17 protein-coding genes are annotated in these 18,509 nt (G+C 58.9%); 8 read left to right on the top strand and 9 right to left on the bottom strand.

What is annotated here, in order from left to right; all coding sequences use genetic code 11:
* Positions 1–68: 68 nt before the first annotated feature.
* From prmA to ACODS3_RS22015, 8 genes are all read left to right on the top strand, one after another.
* On the top strand, positions 69–947 hold the full coding sequence (gene prmA / locus ACODS3_RS22050; RefSeq protein ID WP_201005017.1) for a 50S ribosomal protein L11 methyltransferase: 879 nt from the start codon (positions 69–71) through the stop codon (positions 945–947).
* 24 nt (positions 948–971) lie between these two features.
* The gene (locus tag ACODS3_RS22045) at positions 972–2,309 is read left to right on the top strand and encodes a DUF3426 domain-containing protein (protein WP_489036268.1); all 1,338 of its coding nucleotides are present in this window, start codon (positions 972–974) and stop codon (positions 2,307–2,309) included.
* Positions 2,310–2,625: 316 nt separating this feature from the next.
* Complete coding sequence (gene dusB, locus ACODS3_RS22040; protein WP_201020348.1) at positions 2,626–3,639, top strand: tRNA dihydrouridine synthase DusB; 1,014 nt, start codon at positions 2,626–2,628, stop codon at positions 3,637–3,639.
* The gene (fis, locus tag ACODS3_RS22035) at positions 3,636–3,956 is read left to right on the top strand and encodes a DNA-binding transcriptional regulator Fis (RefSeq protein ID WP_002555375.1); all 321 of its coding nucleotides are present in this window, start codon (positions 3,636–3,638) and stop codon (positions 3,954–3,956) included. Before dusB ends, fis begins: the two co-directional genes overlap by 4 nt.
* Before the next feature lie 86 nt (positions 3,957–4,042).
* Positions 4,043–5,650, top strand: a complete 1,608-nt coding sequence (gene purH / locus ACODS3_RS22030; protein ID WP_201020347.1) for a bifunctional phosphoribosylaminoimidazolecarboxamide formyltransferase/IMP cyclohydrolase — start codon at positions 4,043–4,045, stop codon at positions 5,648–5,650.
* Between the two features lie 165 nt (positions 5,651–5,815).
* Positions 5,816–7,111 (top strand): phosphoribosylamine--glycine ligase, encoded by a 1,296-nt coding sequence (gene purD, locus ACODS3_RS22025; RefSeq protein ID WP_201005024.1) that lies wholly within the window; start codon positions 5,816–5,818, stop codon positions 7,109–7,111.
* Between the two features lie 91 nt (positions 7,112–7,202).
* Positions 7,203–9,989 (top strand): hybrid sensor histidine kinase/response regulator, encoded by a 2,787-nt coding sequence (locus ACODS3_RS22020; protein WP_304574777.1) that lies wholly within the window; start codon positions 7,203–7,205, stop codon positions 9,987–9,989.
* 67 nt (positions 9,990–10,056) lie between these two features.
* Complete coding sequence (locus tag ACODS3_RS22015) at positions 10,057–10,653, top strand: MarC family protein (RefSeq protein ID WP_201005026.1); 597 nt, start codon at positions 10,057–10,059, stop codon at positions 10,651–10,653.
* Between the two features lie 4 nt (positions 10,654–10,657).
* Here ACODS3_RS22015 and ACODS3_RS22010 read toward each other — a convergent pair whose 3' ends face one another.
* The 9 genes from ACODS3_RS22010 to cobG form a co-directional block, all read right to left on the bottom strand.
* Complete coding sequence (locus ACODS3_RS22010; RefSeq protein ID WP_201020345.1) at positions 10,658–11,317, bottom strand: hypothetical protein; 660 nt, start codon at positions 11,315–11,317, stop codon at positions 10,658–10,660.
* Positions 11,317–12,024, bottom strand: a complete 708-nt coding sequence (locus tag ACODS3_RS22005) for a hypothetical protein (protein WP_489036251.1) — start codon at positions 12,022–12,024, stop codon at positions 11,317–11,319. The genes ACODS3_RS22010 and ACODS3_RS22005 overlap by 1 nt, the downstream gene beginning before the upstream one ends.
* A gap of 72 nt (positions 12,025–12,096) precedes the next feature.
* Positions 12,097–12,420, bottom strand: a complete 324-nt coding sequence (locus tag ACODS3_RS22000; RefSeq protein WP_489036249.1) for a hypothetical protein — start codon at positions 12,418–12,420, stop codon at positions 12,097–12,099.
* Positions 12,417–12,887: a hypothetical protein gene (locus ACODS3_RS21995; protein WP_489036247.1), complete on the bottom strand. Its 471-nt coding sequence runs from the start codon at positions 12,885–12,887 to the stop codon at positions 12,417–12,419. The genes ACODS3_RS22000 and ACODS3_RS21995 overlap by 4 nt, the downstream gene beginning before the upstream one ends.
* 310 nt (positions 12,888–13,197) lie before the next feature.
* Complete coding sequence (locus ACODS3_RS21990) at positions 13,198–13,845, bottom strand: hypothetical protein (RefSeq protein WP_201020342.1); 648 nt, start codon at positions 13,843–13,845, stop codon at positions 13,198–13,200.
* Between the two features lie 196 nt (positions 13,846–14,041).
* The gene (gene cobJ, locus ACODS3_RS21985; RefSeq protein ID WP_489036245.1) at positions 14,042–15,745 is read right to left on the bottom strand and encodes a precorrin-3B C(17)-methyltransferase; all 1,704 of its coding nucleotides are present in this window, start codon (positions 15,743–15,745) and stop codon (positions 14,042–14,044) included.
* Complete coding sequence (locus ACODS3_RS21980) at positions 15,745–16,479, bottom strand: precorrin-2 C(20)-methyltransferase (RefSeq protein ID WP_374005032.1); 735 nt, start codon at positions 16,477–16,479, stop codon at positions 15,745–15,747. The genes cobJ and ACODS3_RS21980 overlap by 1 nt, the downstream gene beginning before the upstream one ends.
* A complete protein-coding gene (locus ACODS3_RS21975; protein WP_201005035.1) occupies positions 16,476–17,102 on the bottom strand; it encodes a precorrin-8X methylmutase in 627 nt (208 codons plus the stop codon). Before ACODS3_RS21975 ends, ACODS3_RS21980 begins: the two co-directional genes overlap by 4 nt.
* On the bottom strand, positions 17,099–18,439 hold the full coding sequence (gene cobG, locus ACODS3_RS21970) for a precorrin-3B synthase (protein ID WP_489036242.1): 1,341 nt from the start codon (positions 18,437–18,439) through the stop codon (positions 17,099–17,101). Before cobG ends, ACODS3_RS21975 begins: the two co-directional genes overlap by 4 nt.
* Positions 18,440–18,509 lie beyond the last annotated feature (70 nt).

Genomic DNA, 18,509 nt, shown 5'->3' with positions numbered 1-18,509 from the left:
TAGAAGTAAACTTGCCCGCTTCTTCGCGGCAGTACCGCGCACACATTTTGACTCGAAGGTAATCCGCCATGCCTTGGCTGCAAGTCCGCCTCGCCATCAGCCCAGAACAAGCCGAAACCTACGAGGACGCGCTGCTTGAAGTCGGCGCCGTATCCGTGACCTTCATGGATGCCGAAGACCAGCCGATTTTCGAGCCTGAACTCAATACCACCCCGCTGTGGGCACACACCCACCTGCTGGCCCTGTTCGAAGCCGACACCGACGCCGATCTGGCACTGGCGCACCTGCGCCTGCTGACCGACGCCGAACTGCCCGAGCACACCGCCGAAGTCATCGAAGACCAGGACTGGGAGCGCAGCTGGATGGATAACTTCCAGCCAATGCGCTTCGGCCAGCGCCTGTGGATCGTCCCGAGCTGGCACGCTGCTCCAGAGCCTGACGCCGTGAACCTGCTGCTCGATCCGGGCCTGGCATTCGGCACCGGCACCCACCCGACCACAGCCCTGTGCCTGGAATGGCTGGACGGCCAGGACCTCAAAGGCTGCAACGTGCTGGATTTCGGCTGTGGCTCGGGCATCCTGGCGATCGCTGCACTGTTGCTGGGCGCCGAGCAGGCAGTGGGCACCGATATCGACGTTCAGGCACTTGAAGCCTCTCGTGACAATGCCGGACGCAACAACATCGCAGCCGAGCGCTTCCCGCTATACCTGCCTGAAGACATGCCCCAGCAACAGGCCGACGTGCTGGTCGCCAATATCCTGGCCGGCCCGCTGGTATCGCTGGCCCCGCAACTGGCAACACTGGTCAAGACCGGCGGTCGTCTGGCACTGTCCGGAATTCTTGCAGAACAAGGTGAGGAAGTAGCCGCAGCCTATGCTGCTACATTCGATCTGGACCCTATCGCCAACCGTGATGGCTGGGTACGCATCACAGGTCGTCGCCGTTAACAGCCGCCTGAACCGGACAGCAGCATGACCGACAGCTTCGTCACCCAGTGCCCCCACTGCCAAACCAGTTTCAGAGTCAGCCACGCCCAACTGAGCGTGGCCCGCGGCGTGGTGCGCTGCGGAGCCTGTCTGCAGGTTTTCAATGCCGCCCGGCAACTGCTGGAGCAGCGCTCGACCGACGAACCCGAGATCACGCAACCGCCCGCACAGGAAATCTCCGCCCCGCAAGTCACCGAACAAGCGCCTCCCGCGCCGATCGTCGAGCCCGAACCGACTCCGGCACCTCAGGAAGTCATCCCGGAAGATGACGATCCCTGGAAGGTCAGCGAGTTCGACCTGGACAATCTGGACCTCGACGAAGAACTCGCCCGGCTTGAACAGCGGGAAATCCAGCTGCCCGACACCTTCGGCAAGGCAAACACCCGCAACGGCGATGCATTGCTGACGGCCCAGCGGGACAATGCGGAAGCCGAAGAAAGCACATGGGTCGGCAGCCTGCGCAATGACGATGTCAGCCACCTGCCGGAAATACAGGCCGAAGTTGTCACCGCCACAGAGCCGACTGCGGAGCCCGAACCCGACTCAAGCCCCGAACCCGAGCAGCCTGCCGGCCGTGAACGGACCGAGCCGTCATTGTCACTGGGCGACGTCGATCTGGACGATGACCAGCCGGCACTCAGCTCCCGCAAGCAGCCAACCAGTGAAAGCACTGAGCGCTGGTCGGCACGGGATGAAGAGGAAGACGATCACGACGACGAACACGAGCCATCGATCGCCCCTCGCGGCAAACGCACGCGAAACGAACCGGCGGTGCGCGATCAGGCACTTCTGGACCTGACCGATGACCCGCTGCAACTGGACTGGCAACGCCCCAAGCCACGCTGGGGACGCCGCCTGTTCTGGGGCCTGCTGGTTCTGCTCGCCCTGGCAGGGCTGGCGGGCCAGTACATCTGGTATCACTTCGACCATCTGGCCAGACAGGACCAGTACCGCCCCTGGTTCCAGCAGATCTGCCCGAAAATTGACTGCAAGGTGCCATCGAAGGTCGACATTGCACTGCTCAAGAGCAGCAATCTGGTGGTGCGCAGCCATCCGGAGTTCCAGGGCGCACTGGTAGTGGACGCAATCATCTACAACCGCGCATCATTCTCACAGCCGTTTCCGCTTCTTGAGCTAAGATTTGCCGATACCAGCGGTCAGCTCATTGCCAGTCGTCGGTTCAAACCGGGCGAATACTTGAGCGGCGAAATGGCTGGCAAGGAAGAGATGCCACCCCAGACACCGATCCATATTGCGCTGGATATCCTCGATCCTGGCGCCAAAGCCGTGAATTACAGTCTGAACTTCCGCTCACCGGAATGAGCCCGGCCTCACCCTGCCCGCCGATGCTCTCAGGTGCCTGAAAGCACGTCTGCGCGGGCCATGAAGCATAAATAGCGAAGTTTTCATGACATTTCGCCCAAAAAGCGAACCGTTAGCGATAAGAAAATAACTGTTCAGATTTTATCCAATTCAGCCTTTATCCAGTCATCGAGAGCGGGTATCATGCCAACCCTTTTTCAAACTCTCGGTTCAGTCTCAAGGTTGCGCAAGCAACTGAAGACGGGGCTGTTGCAGACCGTGTGGAACGGTTTTTTACACGGCCTGCGGATGATCCGGCCCCACGATAGGTAAAGCTATGTCGGCGGTACGCATCGGTCCGTATACGTTACAGAATGGCTTGATTCTCGCCCCGATGGCGGGCGTCACCGACCAGCCTTTCCGGCAACTGTGCAGAGAACTCGGCGCAGGCCTGGTGGTATCGGAAATGGTCACCAGTGACATGAGCCTGTGGAACAGTCGCAAATCGCGTCTGCGCATGATCCACGAAGGTGATCCCGAGCCCCGCTCGGTCCAGATCGCCGGCGGTGATCCGCAGATGCTCGCGCAGGCAGCGCGGGCCAATGTCGAACTGGGTGCCCAGATCATCGACATCAACATGGGCTGCCCGGCCAAGAAGGTCTGTAACAAGGCCGCAGGCTCGGCGCTTCTGAAAGATGAAAAGCTGGTGAGTGAGATTCTGCAGGCCGTAGTGGCTGCAGTCGATGTACCGGTGACCCTGAAGATCCGCACCGGCTGGGACCGCGACAACAAGAACGGCCTTACGGTCGCCAGAATCGCCGAACAGTCAGGAATACAGGCGCTGGCGGTTCACGGTCGGACCCGTGCAGACCTTTACACCGGCGAAGCCGAGTACGACACCATTGCCGAAATCAAGCAGGCGATGTCGATTCCGGTATTCGCCAATGGCGACATCGATTCACCCGAAAAAGCCCGGTACGTGCTACAGGCCACCGGAGCGGACGGGTTACTGATTGGAAGGGCCGCCCAGGGGCGACCATGGATTTTTCGTGAAATAGATCACTACCTGCGTACTGGCGAAAAACTGCCAGCGCTGCCGGTCAGTGAAGTGGAACGTATTCTGCTTGAACATCTGACAGCCCTCCACGCCTTCTATGGGGACGTGATGGGCGTGCGTATTGCACGCAAGCATGTCGGTTGGTATCTCGCAACCTTGCCGGGCGCCAGGGAATTTCGCGCCCATTTCAATCGTTTGGAAGATACGGAAGCACAGTGCGCCAACGTCCGGGAGTTCTTGAGCCAAGGCTACAAGGGCCCGGATAACCAGAATAAAGAAGAGGTGGCCGCATGACGATGATGACCGAGACTTTAGTGAGTGGAACAACACCCGTGAGCGACAACGTCAATTTGAAACAGCACCTCAACACGCCGAGCGAAGAGGGTCAGACCCTGCGCGGCAGTGTCGAGAAGGCGCTGCACAATTATTTCGCCCACCTCGAAGGCGCTTCCGTCACTGACGTGTACAACCTGGTGTTGTCGGAAGTCGAGGCTCCGCTTCTCGAAAGCGTGATGAACTACGTCAAGGGCAACCAGACGAAGGCTTCCGAACTGCTGGGCCTCAATCGCGGCACGCTGCGCAAGAAACTCAAGCAGTACGACCTGCTTTAAGCATTATTCAATACAGAAAAGGCGACCCGCCTTGCACAGCGGTCGCCTTTTTTTGCTGACTTCCTTTGCTTTTGATGGAAATTGAAATGACCGACCAGACTACCCGCCTGCCGATCCGCCGCGCTTTGATCAGCGTTTCCGACAAGACAGGAATCCTCGAATTCGCACGCGAGCTTGAAGCGCTGGGCGTCGAGATTCTTTCGACTGGCGGTACTTTCAAGCTGCTGCAGGACAACGGTGTTGCAGCCGTGGAAGTGGCCGATTACACCGGTTTCGCCGAGATGATGGATGGCCGGGTCAAAACTCTGCACCCCAAGATCCACGGCGGCATCCTGGGTCGTCGCGGTATCGACGATGCAATCATGAACGAGCATGGCATCAAGCCGATCGATCTGGTCGCGGTCAACCTCTATCCGTTTGAAGCCACGGTTTCCAAGCCGGGCTGCGACCTGCCGACCGCCATCGAGAACATCGATATCGGCGGCCCGACCATGGTTCGTTCCGCTGCGAAGAACCACAAGGACGTCGCCATCGTGGTCAATGCCAGCGACTACGCCCAGGTCCTGGAAAACCTCAAGGCCGGCGGCCTGACCTACGCTCAGCGTTTCGACCTGATGCTCAAGGCTTTCGAGCACACTGCTGCCTACGACGGCATGATCGCCAACTACCTGGGCAGCGTCGACCAGAGCGCCGAAACCCTCAGCACCGAAGGCCGCAGCCAGTTCCCGCGTACCTTCAACACCCAGTTCATCAAGGCGCAGGAAATGCGCTACGGCGAGAACCCGCACCAGAGCGCGGCGTTCTACGTTGAGGCCAGACCTGCCGAAGTCGGCATCGCGACCGCTACCCAGTTGCAAGGCAAGGAACTGTCGTTCAACAACGTGGCCGACACCGATGCCGCCCTGGAATGCGTCAAGAGCTTCGTCAAGCCAGCCTGCGTGATCGTCAAGCACGCCAACCCGTGCGGCGTCGCCGTCAGCCCGGACGACGAAGGCGGCATTCGCAAGGCCTATGACCTGGCCTACGCCACCGACGCCGAATCCGCTTTTGGCGGCATCATTGCCTTCAACCGCGAGCTGGACGCCGACACCGCCAAGGCCATCGTTGACCGTCAGTTCGTTGAAGTCATCATCGCACCAAGCGTCAGCGCCGAAGCTGCTGCCATCGTTGCGGCCAAAGCCAACGTTCGCCTGCTGACCACCGGCCAATGGGCTGCCGAACGTGGCGCTGCCTGGGATTACAAGCGCGTCAATGGCGGCCTGCTGGTACAAAGCCGCGACATCGGCATGATCACTTCTGCCGACCTCAAGATCGTCACCCAGCGCGCACCGACCGAACACGAAGTACACGACCTGATCTTCGCCTGGAAAGTCGCCAAGTACGTCAAGTCCAACGCCATCGTCTACGCCAAGAATCGCCAGACCATCGGCGTCGGCGCAGGCCAGATGAGCCGCGTGAACTCCGCACGCATCGCCGCCATCAAGGCTGAGCACGCTGGCTTGCAGGTTCAGGGCGCGGTCATGGCTTCCGACGCATTCTTCCCGTTCCGCGACGGCATCGACAATGCCGCCAAGGCAGGCATCACTGCCGTCATCCAGCCAGGTGGCTCGATGCGCGACAGCGAAGTGATTGCGGCAGCAGACGAAGCGGGCATTGCGATGGTATTTACCGGCATGCGCCATTTCAGACACTGATTGCAGTTTTGAGCCTCAAGCTGCAAGCGACAAGAAAGAGCGGATTGCGCCGTTCTTTCTTGATGCGGCAGTTCAATTTTTCAAAGCCATAAGCTGTAGTTCGAGAGCTGCGCGATCAGCCTTCACTTGCAGCTTGTAGCTTTTCTCCGAAGGAGACTTTCACTTATGAACGTATTGATTATCGGCAGCGGCGGTCGTGAACACGCTCTGGCCTGGAAAGTGGCTCAGGACCCGCGGGTCGAGAAGGTTTTCGTCGCGCCGGGCAACGCCGGTACGGCCATCGAAGCCAAGTGCGAGAACGTCGCCATCGACGTACTGGCTCTTGAGCAACTGGCCGACTTTGCCGAGAAGAACGTGTCCCTGACCATCGTTGGTCCGGAAGTCCCGCTGGTTGCAGGCGTCGTGGATCTGTTCCGCAGCCGTGGCCTGGACTGCTTTGGCCCGACTGCCGGTGCCGCTCAGCTCGAAGGCTCCAAGGCGTTCACCAAAGACTTCCTGGCTCGCCACAAGATCCCGACTGCCGACTACCAGAACTTCACAGAGATCGAGCCTGCCCTGGCTTATCTGCGTGAGAAAGGCGCCCCTATCGTCATCAAGGCCGACGGTCTGGCAGCCGGTAAAGGCGTGATCGTTGCAATGACGCTGACCGAAGCAGAAGACGCCGTTCGCGACATGCTGGCAGGCAATGCCTTTGGCGAAGCCGGTTCGCGAGTTGTGATCGAAGAATTCCTCGATGGCGAAGAAGCCAGCTTCATTGTGATGGTCGATGGCAAGAATGTTCTGCCAATGGCCACCAGCCAGGACCACAAACGTGTCGGCGACGGCGACAGCGGTCCGAACACCGGCGGCATGGGTGCTTACTCCCCTGCTCCTGTGGTTACTGCCGAAGTTCACCAGCGCGTCATGGATCTGGTCATCTGGCCAACTGTTCGCGGCATGGCAGAAGAAGGCAACGTTTATACCGGTTTCCTCTATGCTGGTCTGATGATCGACAAGGCTGGCAACCCGAAAGTCATCGAGTTCAACTGCCGCTTTGGCGACCCGGAAACCCAACCTGTCATGCTGCGCCTGCAATCGAGCCTGGTGCTGCTGGTCGAGGCCGCTTTGGCCCAGGCACTGGACAAGGTTGAAGCACAGTGGGACCCTCGTCCAAGCCTGGGTATCGTTCTGGCTGCCGGTGGCTACCCTGGCGATTACGCCAAAGGCGCGGCGATTGAAGGTCTGGATGCAGCGGCACAACTGCCAGGCAAGGTATTCCATGCAGGCACGGCACTGAAAGATGAGCGTGTCGTCACAAGCGGTGGTCGCGTATTGTGTGCAACCGCACTGGGCGACAGCGTCGGTAACGCACAGGAAAACGCCTACGCCCTGGCTGCGAAGATTGATTGGGAAGGTTGCTTCTACCGCAAGGACATTGGCTATCGCGCCATTGCCCGTGAGCGTGGTGAGAGTCAGGAATAAGTCTGCCGGACCAGCCCCTGACAAGGGGGCTGGTCGGTTGCTCCGGTACTGCGCACTGTTATCAGGCATTCACTCAGGAAGGGATATCAACGTGCGCTGGCTCAGGATTGCCATAGTTTCAACAGCCGGATTACTGTCCTTGCTCTTCATGCTTACGGCCAAGGCCGAGCATGGCGCAGGCTGGTCGACGCTGCTCGACGAACAGGCAAGCCTGCAACTGAACGATATCCGCTCGGCCCGCTACCAGAACCAGTTCAGCCCCATCGACCTTGAACGGGTCACTGCCGCAGACCGCAACAGCGCGCTATGGCTTCACTATCGGGTCCCTCCTACCCGGCACGAACAACTGATACGCATCTTCGCGCCAGACCTGGCCAGCGGAGACCTGTACATCATCGAAGGCGAAAAGCTGGTCGATCACCTGCGCACAGGCAACGATGTGCCCAAGCAGGACCAGCGACTGCCCTCCAACGATTTTCTGCTACCCGTCCCGCAAAGCGACGTCCCGCTGGACTTGTATCTGCGACTCGTCTCGACCCAGAAACTGCGCCCCAGCATCACGCTGCAACCGGCGATAGCCAGCGCGGCAGATGAGCGCGAACCCTTTCTGTTCGGCCTGTTGTTCGGCGCGCTGATCATGCTGATCACCCAGAACCTCACGCGCTACTGGCATACCAAATCGCGCAGCAACCTGTGGCTGGCAGCCTGTGAAACCCTGCTCGCGCTGAGTGCGTTCCTGCTGCTCAACCTGCTCGACATGGCCAAGACCTGGCATATCGCGCAAACTCCGGGCGCTCACATTGCGCTGTTGCTCGCCGCCGTGGCGGGGCTGTTTTATACCTATTGCTTCTTTGTGCATCGGGGCATCAAGCCACTCGACCGGCTGATGCAGATCGACGCCGTACTCATGGGCACGGGTGTGCTGCTGGTACTGCTCTTCGACAGCCTGCCGCTCAACGTCATGACTTTCCTGCTGGTTTCCCTGACCACGCTGAGCATCCTGACGGTATCGATCTGGCACTGGCAGAAAGGCTACCGGCCGGCGCGCCTGTTCGTGGTTTCGATGATCATCTTCAACCTCGGCTATCTGGTCATCGTTCCGGGCCTGCTGTGGCTGAGCCTGATCCCGCCGCAGTGGCTGATCCTCGCCCTGCTGGGGGTTTTCTGTATCTGCGGCCTGCTGATGGGCATCGCCCTGAACGAGCGTTCGCGCAGCATTACCGAGGACAAGTTCAGCCTCAGCCGCGACCAGGCTGCCAGCACGGCAGAGGTCAATGCCAAAGCCGAGTTCCTGGCCAAGATCAGCCACGAAATACGCACCCCGATGAACGGCGTGCTCGGCATGACCGAGCTGCTGCTGGACACGCCACTGTCGGTCAAGCAGCGCGACTATGTGGAAACCATCCACAGTGCAGGCAACGAACTGCTGACACTCATCAACGAGATTCTCGACATCACCAAGCTGGAATCGGGGCAGATCGAACTCGACGATGTGCAGTTCGATATCAGCGCTCTGGTCGAAGACTGCCTGAATATCTTCCGCGCCAAGGCCGAGCAGCAGAATGTCGAGCTGATCAGCATGATTCACCCTCAGGTTCCGCGCGTCATCAGTGGTGACCCGACACGTCTGCGCCAGACGCTGATGAGCCTGCTGGAAAACGCCCTGAAGAAAACCGAAGAGGGCGAGATCCTGCTGGCAGTCGCTCTTGACTCCAAACCCGGCAAACATCGCGTGCGTATTTCTGTGCAGGACAGCGGCATGCCCCTGTCTACCGAGGAACGCGATGCCTTGATGCACACCGAACTGCACAGCAAGCACTTCCTGACCAGCAACAAGCTCGGCGGCCATCTGGGCCTGGTGATCGCACGCCGGCTGACGGAATTGATGGATGGCGAATTCGGCATCCAGAACGGCAACCCTCAGGGCACCACGCTCTGGCTGAGCCTGCCACTGGACTCCAAACTGCTGGAGCAGCCGACTACCGATCTGGACGGCCCGCTCAAGGATGCCCGTGTGCTGGTCGTCGACGACAACGATACCTGCCGCAAGGTACTGGTGCAGCAATGCAGTGCGTGGGGCCTGAACGTCAGTGCCGTACCGTCCGGCAAGGAAGCCCTGGCGCTGCTGCGCACCAAGGCGCATCTGCGCGACTATTTCGACGTGGTGCTGCTAGACCAGAACATGCCCGGCATGAGCGGCATGCAACTGGCTGCCAAGATCAAGGAAGACCCGAGCCTCAATCACGATATCCTGCTGATCATGCTCACCGGCATCAGTAATGCACCCAGCAAGATCATCGCCCGCAATGCCGGTATCAAGCGTATCCTGGCCAAGCCGGTAGCCGGTTACACGCTCAAGACCACACTGGCGGACGAACTGACCCAGTTGAACAAAGGTGTCGTGCCTCTCCCGGCGCAGCCTTCCTTGAACACTCCGGTCAGCGTGCCCGGCGACTTCCGTATCCTGGTGGCCGAAGACAACAGCATCTCCACCAAGGTCATCCGCGGCATGCTCGGAAAGCTCAATCTGCACCCCGATACTGCCAGCAACGGCGAAGAAGCCCTGCGTGCCATGAAAGCCCAGCGCTATGATCTGGTCCTGATGGATTGTGAAATGCCGATCCTCGATGGTTTCTCGGCGACCGAACAACTGCGAGCCTGGGAAGTGGGCAACCAGCGCGTACGGACCCCGGTCGTGGCCCTTACGGCGCACATCCTGGCCGAACACAAGGACCGCGCCCGTCAGGCAGGCATGGACGGGCACATGGCAAAACCCATCGAGCTTTCACAGCTGAGGGAACTGATCGAATACTGGGTCGCGCAGCGTGAAGCAACACGCAACCTGACGTCGAACGGCAGCCTTTACCAGCAGAACTGATGAGTCGAAACAAAGCCGCCTGATAGACTTGCCTGCCTCTCCCCACTTGCTGCCGTGAGCCAAGATCATGCTCCATGTGCTGTTCAGCGTTTATTTGAAGATGCTGGTGCTCTATAGCCCGTTCTTCGTTCTTTCCTGCTTCATCAGCCTGACACGCGGCCACTCGCGCAAGGAACAACGGCGCCTGGCGTGGAAGGTCGCACTGGCGACACTGATTTCCAGCGTGCTGCTCTATCTGTTCGGGCGAGTGATCTTCGATGTATTCGGCATCACTGTGGATGCCTTCCGGATTGGCGCTGGCAGCGTGCTGTTCATTTCGGCACTGGGCATGGCGCAAGGCAAATCAGCGGTCCAGACCGATAACATCCAGCAGGATGTCACCATCGTTCCCTTGACCATACCGATCACCGTCGGCCCCGGCACCATCGGTGCGCTGCTGGTCATGGGCGTCAGCCAGCCTCATTGGGACGACAAGCTCACCGCCATTCTGAGTATTGCCCTGGCCAGTTTCAGCGTTGGAGTCGTTCTGTATCTGTCTGATCGAATCGAACGCATCCTCGGTGACCAGGGCCTGCAGATTGTCAGCCGCCTGATGGGGTTGTTCGTCTGTGCTCTGGCAGCGCAGATCATTTTTACCGGTGTCAGAGGGTATCTGGTTCCCTGAGACCTCAGAGCGGAATGCGCTTGATACGCTCCGCTCCCCTGCCCTGTAATTCCTTTCGCACACGGTCGCGGTTCAAAGCGTATTGAGCGCTGTCGAAGACGAAGCCGCCGCCCTTGAGCAACAGCCTCATTTCATAATTGAGCGGCCACATGGGAATCCTGGATATCCATGAGTACCAGGGTTTTGGCTTGGTAAGGCTGATCATTTGCAGCCCACAGATCACGATATGAATCTGCCCGGACTCTCGTTTCTCGCAAGGCACTATCTGAAAGCTTTCGGAGCGCCCCACACTGAACCAACTGCTGAAAAAGTCTTTTGCATGCTCGCTGTTGAACATGAGCTGAAGCGAAGATTTCGCCAGTTCAGCAAGCCGGGGAGAAGTGATACGGGCCACAAGCAACGCGGCCTGACGCTGGAAATCCTTGGGTTTATTGAAGACCGCGGACTTTTGATCAATCACCGATGTGCGTGAAAGCCCGCACGTCACCAGCTTCTGCTGGTACGCATTGATCCAGCCCTCCCAGTTTCTCTTGCGGTCATAAGCCTCGAAAGCACACAGCTCGGCCAGCAAGAGGCAGTCCTGAATATCCGCACGCTCCTGCGCATCAATGCCGGGCAGGAAAGAAACCAGGTTATTGGCCATCAACAGAGAGTTTGAATTCATCACTCGCCCTCCCCCAGATCGACAATCAACTGATCACGTCTTTCACCCAGCCTGGCGACCAGATCCTTCCTGAAATAACCGAAGCCGTGTTCATCCAGCTCGGCCGAAACAGTTGCGATCTCCAGATTCTTCAAGCTGTCCGGTCGGGCGAACAATTGCGAAAGCGGCATTTCACCTGCGAGTGGCGTGCTTTGGAACGAAAGAATGATCAGGTTGAGCACCGGCTCGACATCGACAAACCCCAGTTGCAGGGTTATGGAGCAATCCTGCCTGTCGGGCGAGGCCAACTCTGCCGTCGACCCGGGAAGCCTCGGGGCCGGCAGACAGCGGGTCGTCTGTTCAATAAACAAAGCCTTGGCGGCAATCTCTTCGGTGCCACTTACAAAGTGCTTCAGGGTGCGCTCTGCCTGCTCGATGAACGGCAAAGGCACTCGACTGGCCAGCTTTTCCCTGGTGTAGTCCCACAGTGAACCTGTGTACTCCAGGGGCGCATCCTGCACCTCGCGGTAGGTGATATTGCAGCGAAACCGGGTCAGAGCACTGAGATAGGTCTGACGCCATTCGACAGGCTCGGCAAACTTCTCATGCCTGGCCGAGGCGGCCAACTGGCTATACAGGCTACAGTCCAGCACATCCGACTTGAATGAAGAGGATACGCAGCTGGAAAAAAAGAACAGGCTGCCTGCGTTGATATAACGCTGTTGCATTCCCTTGCACATAAGATTCCCTCATTACGCTCATCGAAAAAAAGCCGCGGCGAACCGCGGCTCAACACCTCGTCAAATCTCGAACTCAGCCAGTGCAGATCGGGCATTTGCCGTCAGCTTCGCCTCGACCTCACCCTTGACCCGCGCATAATGCTGAAGGTTCAGGACCAGATTGTTCTCGGCACGCTTGATGCGAACAGAAGCATTGTTCCATTCCCAGAACAGCACGTTGGTTATGTCCTGAGAGGTAACGAAGTTCACGGCCCCCATCGCCATGACCACTTCACCATCACTGGACTCGGCTGCGGACGCGATAGTGAACTTGGCACTTTTATGGGTTTTGCTTGAGTTCTCGAACAACCGCAGAGGCTTGTCACTGGCTTGCAGTGCCTTCACGGTGTCCTTCGCGACCTTGAGCAGCAATACAGAAGTCGGGCCTGGCACTGCCATGGCAACGATGGCCGATTCCAGAATCTTGAGCGCTTCCTGTTCCATGGTAAACGGGTATTGCTGCTTCGATAGTCCGAAAGCTCTTTGGACTGGGAGAACCAGCCGCAGTAACCCAGCACCTTGGTGAAGGTTTCGTACCACTGCACGGCATTCTCATTGCTGTCCCGGTACTTCTTGTTGGCGGCCAGCGAAGCGAGCAGAACGCTGTCCTTGATAATCTGTTTGTTCTCTTTGGACATGCCGGAAACGATAGAGACTACGGTATCTCCGGCCACCAGAGCACCGGGATTCTTCTCATCCACTTCCATAAGGCCGAGAGACTTCCTCTTGTTATCGACATGTTCCTGGTGATCACAGTCACCCAGGTCACAGTTAGCGATTTCGATCTTGCTTTTTTCAACTTCATCAAACATTTCAAGTTCCTTTTTTAAGTTGGGTTCATCCTTGAAGGACAACTCAAAGCTACTCCATGCATTCGGGTTTCTCCATACCGTGCAAAAGCCGCCGACTGCAAAAAGTAGGACCTCGACAGGCATATAGAGAAATAACAAATAAATACCGCACACCCCACAAGTACAAGATAAGTAAAGGAGCAGAACGGGCGTTGTTTTAAAAATCCTATTCAGGCCCTTCACCATCAAAGAACCTGGATGACATCAGAGCAACCCAAATACCCAGCACATCAATGGATATTTCTTACAGTCTCTGCTGTAAGCAAATAATTCAGATGTCTATCTGACGGATATTGAGGTTACCGACAGCTTTCAATCTGGCGCGGATACGCTCCCTTTGCGAAGCAAAAACGGTCCTGTTGAACGCATAGACACCACCCCCCAGGCGCACGACCATCTCGCGATTGATCCACGAGTCGCCGCCGCGACTATCCGAGGTAATGGTCGAGCTGGCATGCAGACCGCACAGCAGGAGATGTACTTCCCCGGCAACCTCTTCGCAGGGCACGATCTGAAAATTACCGACCGATCCCGAACCCGACCCGTACTGAAAGAAATGCCGCGCATACTGATTGAGCCGCGCCGCCTTGAATGAGCGCCGGGTGAGTTCCAGCAGGTTGTCGACACGCACTGAACCGGTGATATCGAAACTGATGCTATCCAGCTCTTCAGCACCGGTAATGACCATCGGCTCCTTGACGATCTGACTTTTCAGTTTGCACCCTGAACGGACCAGGGTACTGCGGTAATAGTTGAGCCAACTGGTCCAGAACTCGTTTGGCCGGTAACTCTGGGTCGCAAAGAACTCGGCATACAGCAGCATATCCGCAATATCTTCACGGGCCTGTCTTGAAACAGTCGAAGAGAAAGACACGATAGTATTGCCCGCTATCAGGGCATTGAAGTCTTGACTTGCCATTATCTACATCCTTATAGAAACAAGGATATGAAACTAGCCAAGCTGACGCAGCTGCACAACACAGAAAACGGCTAAAAGTACAAGATTACAACAACAATAAACAACGACCCGCAGGGATTAAAGAGACTTCTTACTTTATCGTCGTGAATGAACTCGCTCCTATAGCCTGCCGGAGCGAATTCATTCACAAACAACATCAACTACCCGGTTTTACCGGATACCAGCGTGGCGTATACACCCATCGCTCGCCATTGGGGCGGGCAAAGGTGCAGGTGGTCGAAGAACCGATGAGCACCATGGTGCGCATATCCACCTGCTCAGGCGTCAGCTCACCCAGGGTAATGACACGCAGGGTCTGCCCCGGACGACCGATATCACGCCCCAGCGTCACGGGCGTTTCAGGGTTACGGTGCTGGCGCACGATTTCCAGCGCCCGTCCCAGTTGCCAAGGGCGAGAGCGCGAGATCGGGTTGTAGAAAGCCAACGCAAGGTCAGCCTGAGATGCCAGGTCCAGACGCTTTTCGATCACATCCCAAGGCTTGAGGTTGTCCGACAGCGACATGACACAGAAGTCATGCCCCAAGGGCGCGCCAGCCTGGGCAGCCGTCGCCAGGGAAGCAGAGACGCCCGGCAGGATTTCCAGCTCAACGGCATGCCATTGAGGGTCACTGGATTCATGCAATGCCTCAAGCACGGCCGAGGCCATGGCAAACACACCCGGATCACCGGACGACACCACCACCACCGAGCGACCTTGCGCCGCCAGTTCAAACGCATGGCGAGCACGCATCATTTCTTCGCGGTTGTCGGTGCAATGCAGCACCTGATCGGCACGGAATGGCCCGGCCATACGCACATAGGTTTCATAACCCAGCACGTCGTTGGCACGTGCCAGTTCGGCCTTGACCGCAGGCACCATGAATTCGGCAGCGCCAGGCCCCAGACCAATGACCGCAAGCCGTCCGCGTCCACGGCCGATCTGCTGAACATCCAGTGGCTGGCGGGCAACGGCAATCGCAATGCCCTCGCCCACACTGATTGGCGGCAGCAGCTGCGGTACCGCATGCCGGGCCATCTCGCTGGCGGCTTCGCTTTTGACAAAACGCACTGGCACACCCAAACCGGCTGCGGCCTGATGCAAATCAGCATCGGCCATCTGAGCATCTCCGGCCAGCAGGCAGGCCAGGGATTGCACGGCGACTCTGGCTTCGTGCAAGGCAGCCCGCACGTTGTCAGCCAGTTCCGGGCCTGTTTCACTGACCGCAACCAGCACGCTGCGCGGGTAAATCAGCAATTCGTTGCTTGAGGGTTCACGCTCGGCACAACCCACATGAATCGCCAGATCCGCGTGGGGATCTTCCGGCAGTTGCGCCTGGGCCAGCCACGGTGCCGCGCCTTCGATGCGTACGTGCTCGCCGGAGAGCAGATCGGAAACAAAGCGCTTGCCCAGCTCCAGATCGCCCAAGGCATAACCATTGGGCGGGTTGAGCAGGCAGGTGCCGAAACGCAGCTCACCACTGGTGGTGATAGCCGGTGCAACGCCAAGGCCAGCGGCTATTTCACGAGCCATGACATTCACCCCGCCCAGCCCGCCCAGCAGCGGCACGACTGCGCTGCCGTCTTCGGCCACGGCCAGCACGGCAGGTTCGACCCCCTTTTCCAGCAGCAGTGGTGCCAGAGTCCGAATCACGATCCCGGCCGCGCACAGGGCAATGATCGGCGTGTTCTGTTGATAAAGCTGGCGCAGAGTCGTGCCAAATTCGCTGTAAGTGCTATCCGCTCCCTGCACACGCTCGGCCAGACCATGAATCAGTGCATCCGGGTATAGCTGCTGAATCCGTCGCGCGGTAGCCAGGCTGCCATTGCCCAGAATCACAATGGCTGGAATGTTCTGGACCATCAGCCTTGCCACCTTTCGCCGGGAACGATAATCAGCGAGAAATAAGGCGACGACATGGGGTCGACCTGATCCAGCGGCACGATTTTCTGGTTGGCCATGGTGGCACGCTCAACGTACAGCGCACGCCCGGCCATACCAAGTTCTGCCAGCACATCACGCACTTTGGGAAAGTTGCGACCCAGCTTCATGATGACTGCCGCATCGGCGTCAGCCAGCTTGCGTTTGAGCTCGTCGTGCGGCAGCACGCCGGACAACACCGACAGGCTCTGATTGCGATACACCAGTGGCGCACCCAGCACGGACGCACCGCCCAGCATCGAGCACACACCCGGAATCACCTGAGCTTCATAACGCTCGGCCAGACGGTCATGCAGGTACATGTAGGAGCCGTAGAAAAACGGGTCGCCTTCACAGATCACCGCCACATCGCGACCGGCATCCAGATGCGCCGCCACATCCAGACTGGCTTCGTCATAGAAGTCACTGATGACCTGCTCGTAGGACAGCGGCGCAGGTAGCGCTTCGGTGGTCACCGGGTACACCAGCGGCATCAGCGTCTGGGCTTCCTGCAAGTGACCTTCGATGATGCCGAACGCATTGCCTTTCTTGCCCTTGGCCACGAAGTAGGCCACCACAGGCGATTCGCGCAACAGACGCAGCGCCTTGACGGTAATCAGTTCCGGGTCGCCGGGGCCGACGCCCAGGCCAATCAATCGACCACGAGCCTGCATCATTCGATCTCCGTCGCCAGTGCGTTGACCGCCGCAACGGCCATGGCGCTGCCGCCACGACGGCCTTGCATGATGACGAAAGGCACGCCACGGCTGTCGGCGGCCAGCATGGCCTTGGATTCGGCAGCACCGACGAAGCCCACCGGAAAACCGAGGATCAACGCCGGTTTCGGAGCACCTGCATCAAGCATCTCCAAGAGATAGAACAGCGCGGTCGGAGCATTGCCGATCACCACGACGCTACCTTCCAGGTGCGGACGCCACAGCTCCAGCGCCACGGCGGAACGGGTATTGCCCAGCTCACGGGCCATTTGCGGAACGCCTTCGTCATGCAAGGTGCAGATGATCTGATTGTTGGCCGGCAGCCGCGAACGGGTGATGCCTTCGGACACCATCCGCGCATCGCAGAGGATCGGCGCGCCCGCCGCCAGTGCATGACGCCCGGCAGTTCCGGCACCCGGCGAGAAGCGCAGGTCTTCAATGACCTCGACCATGCCGCAGGCGTGGATGACACGCACAGCCAGCTTTTCCAGATCGGCCGGGATCGTATCCAGACGCGCTTCGGCGCGAATGATCGAGAAGGAGTTGCGATAAATCTCCTGACCATCGCGGATGTAATCAATCATGCAGAACTGCTCCGTGAGTTGGCCGCCAACTGCGCGCCAACTGCTTCAATAGTGAGGTCACGCGCACGCAGCACGCCGAAACCGGGGTGTGCTGCGTCGCGAAAATAGAGGTCGTAATGACCCGGCGAAACCGCCAGCAAAGTCACAGGCGCAACATGCGCAGCAGCGCAGGAGCGGCCACAACCAGTCAGGTGCGCGACTTCATTGCGGGGCAACTGCCCGGCCAGCAGCAACGCATCGGCCTTGGTATCGGCAAGCCCTTTGCCGCAGCCTGCCGAACCGGTACAAGCCACGATGCGCGACAGTGGCTGTTCGCTCGAACAGATCAGGCCTGCCGCCTGCAATGCAGCCGCCACCTCCTGTGCTCGCTCGCCGGGCACATTGGGCAGCAACAGGCTTTGCCAGGGCGTAAAGCGCAGGGTTGCGTCGCCCTTTTCGCTGGCCAGTCGGGCGACAGTGCTCAGCAGCGCGGGATCCAGACGCCCAAGGGGCACGACACCACCCACTGACACCATCCCCGGCTGCGCCTGTGGATAAATGCCGACATGATGGCTATCGCCGTTCGTCGGACGCTGCCATTCGATTATTTTTTGATCAACCCGCAGCGCAACGCTCAAGCGCTCAGACAACTGGCGCAGAATTTCCGCAACCGGCACTTCAGCCAGCAAATGCCGCATGCGAGTGTGTTCGGCGCGGGCCAGATCGAGAAACAGTTCCAGCAACGCGATAACCAACTCATGCCCACTCGCCAGAGGCACCGCCGCCAGCGGTCGATCATGGGCCGGGCAACCCGCCAGTCCGAAGGCCAGTAGCACTTCACCGTCCACAGCCAGCGCCGAAAGCCACAGGTCATGAGGATGTTCCAGCATGACCAGCGCCTCGCCACCATCCAGCGAGAGGGCAAACTTGGCCGACAGCTCATGAAAGCGTGAGTGCGTTTCCAGAGAATTCAGAATCTGCGCCGCCAGCGGCCGGGTATCGAACAGCATGTGCGGGTCCAGGCCGGCGGTCGGGCTGAGCATCAGGTTGCGCACATCGTCGCTGTCAGGATTGGCCGGACCAAGCCCCGCAGCCATCAGCGACTGGATCAACCCGTCATGATCGGCGCCGATCCCGCGAATCTGAAGGTTGGACCGGTTGGTCGCCTCGATCACGCCCTGAGCATAAGTACTCGCAGCCTGCGCCACCGCCAACGCCTGAGCGGCACTGACCACGCCACCGGCCAGCTTGATCCGGCAGATTCCGCCGTCCAGAGCCGGGACGATACGCAGCAACCCCGGACAGGCCGAGGGGCGAATGGTTATGGAGGACTTGCGAGCGTACTTCGGCTCGTTCAATGAATCACCCGATCTGGACTTTCTGGACCCTGGTTGCCGCTTCAATAGGCACATGTGCCTATCGGGCGCG

Source organism: Pseudomonas sp. FG43, assembly GCF_057809175.1.
The sequence above is the reverse complement of the archived record's forward strand: the minus strand, read 5'-3'. Positions and strand labels throughout refer to the sequence as shown.

What these genes read in the sequence shown, in the direction of transcription:
- prmA (WP_201005017.1), top strand. Translation starts at nt 69, where the DNA reads ATGCCTTGGCTGCAAGTCCGCCTCGCCATCAGCCCAGAACAAGCCGAA.
- ACODS3_RS22045 (WP_489036268.1), top strand. Translation starts at nt 972, where the DNA reads ATGACCGACAGCTTCGTCACCCAGTGCCCCCACTGCCAAACCAGTTTC.
- dusB (WP_201020348.1), top strand. Translation starts at nt 2,626, where the DNA reads ATGTCGGCGGTACGCATCGGTCCGTATACGTTACAGAATGGCTTGATT.
- fis (WP_002555375.1), top strand. Translation starts at nt 3,636, where the DNA reads ATGACGATGATGACCGAGACTTTAGTGAGTGGAACAACACCCGTGAGC.
- purH (WP_201020347.1), top strand. Translation starts at nt 4,043, where the DNA reads ATGACCGACCAGACTACCCGCCTGCCGATCCGCCGCGCTTTGATCAGC.
- purD (WP_201005024.1), top strand. Translation starts at nt 5,816, where the DNA reads ATGAACGTATTGATTATCGGCAGCGGCGGTCGTGAACACGCTCTGGCC.
- ACODS3_RS22015 (WP_201005026.1), top strand. Translation starts at nt 10,057, where the DNA reads ATGCTCCATGTGCTGTTCAGCGTTTATTTGAAGATGCTGGTGCTCTAT.
- ACODS3_RS22010 (WP_201020345.1), bottom strand. Translation starts at nt 11,317, where the DNA reads ATGAATTCAAACTCTCTGTTGATGGCCAATAACCTGGTTTCTTTCCTG.
- ACODS3_RS22005 (WP_489036251.1), bottom strand. Translation starts at nt 12,024, where the DNA reads ATGCAACAGCGTTATATCAACGCAGGCAGCCTGTTCTTTTTTTCCAGC.
- ACODS3_RS21995 (WP_489036247.1), bottom strand. Translation starts at nt 12,887, where the DNA reads ATGTTTGATGAAGTTGAAAAAAGCAAGATCGAAATCGCTAACTGTGAC.
- ACODS3_RS21990 (WP_201020342.1), bottom strand. Translation starts at nt 13,845, where the DNA reads ATGGCAAGTCAAGACTTCAATGCCCTGATAGCGGGCAATACTATCGTG.
- cobJ (WP_489036245.1), bottom strand. Translation starts at nt 15,745, where the DNA reads ATGGTCCAGAACATTCCAGCCATTGTGATTCTGGGCAATGGCAGCCTG.
- ACODS3_RS21980 (WP_374005032.1), bottom strand. Translation starts at nt 16,479, where the DNA reads ATGATGCAGGCTCGTGGTCGATTGATTGGCCTGGGCGTCGGCCCCGGC.
- ACODS3_RS21975 (WP_201005035.1), bottom strand. Translation starts at nt 17,102, where the DNA reads ATGATTGATTACATCCGCGATGGTCAGGAGATTTATCGCAACTCCTTC.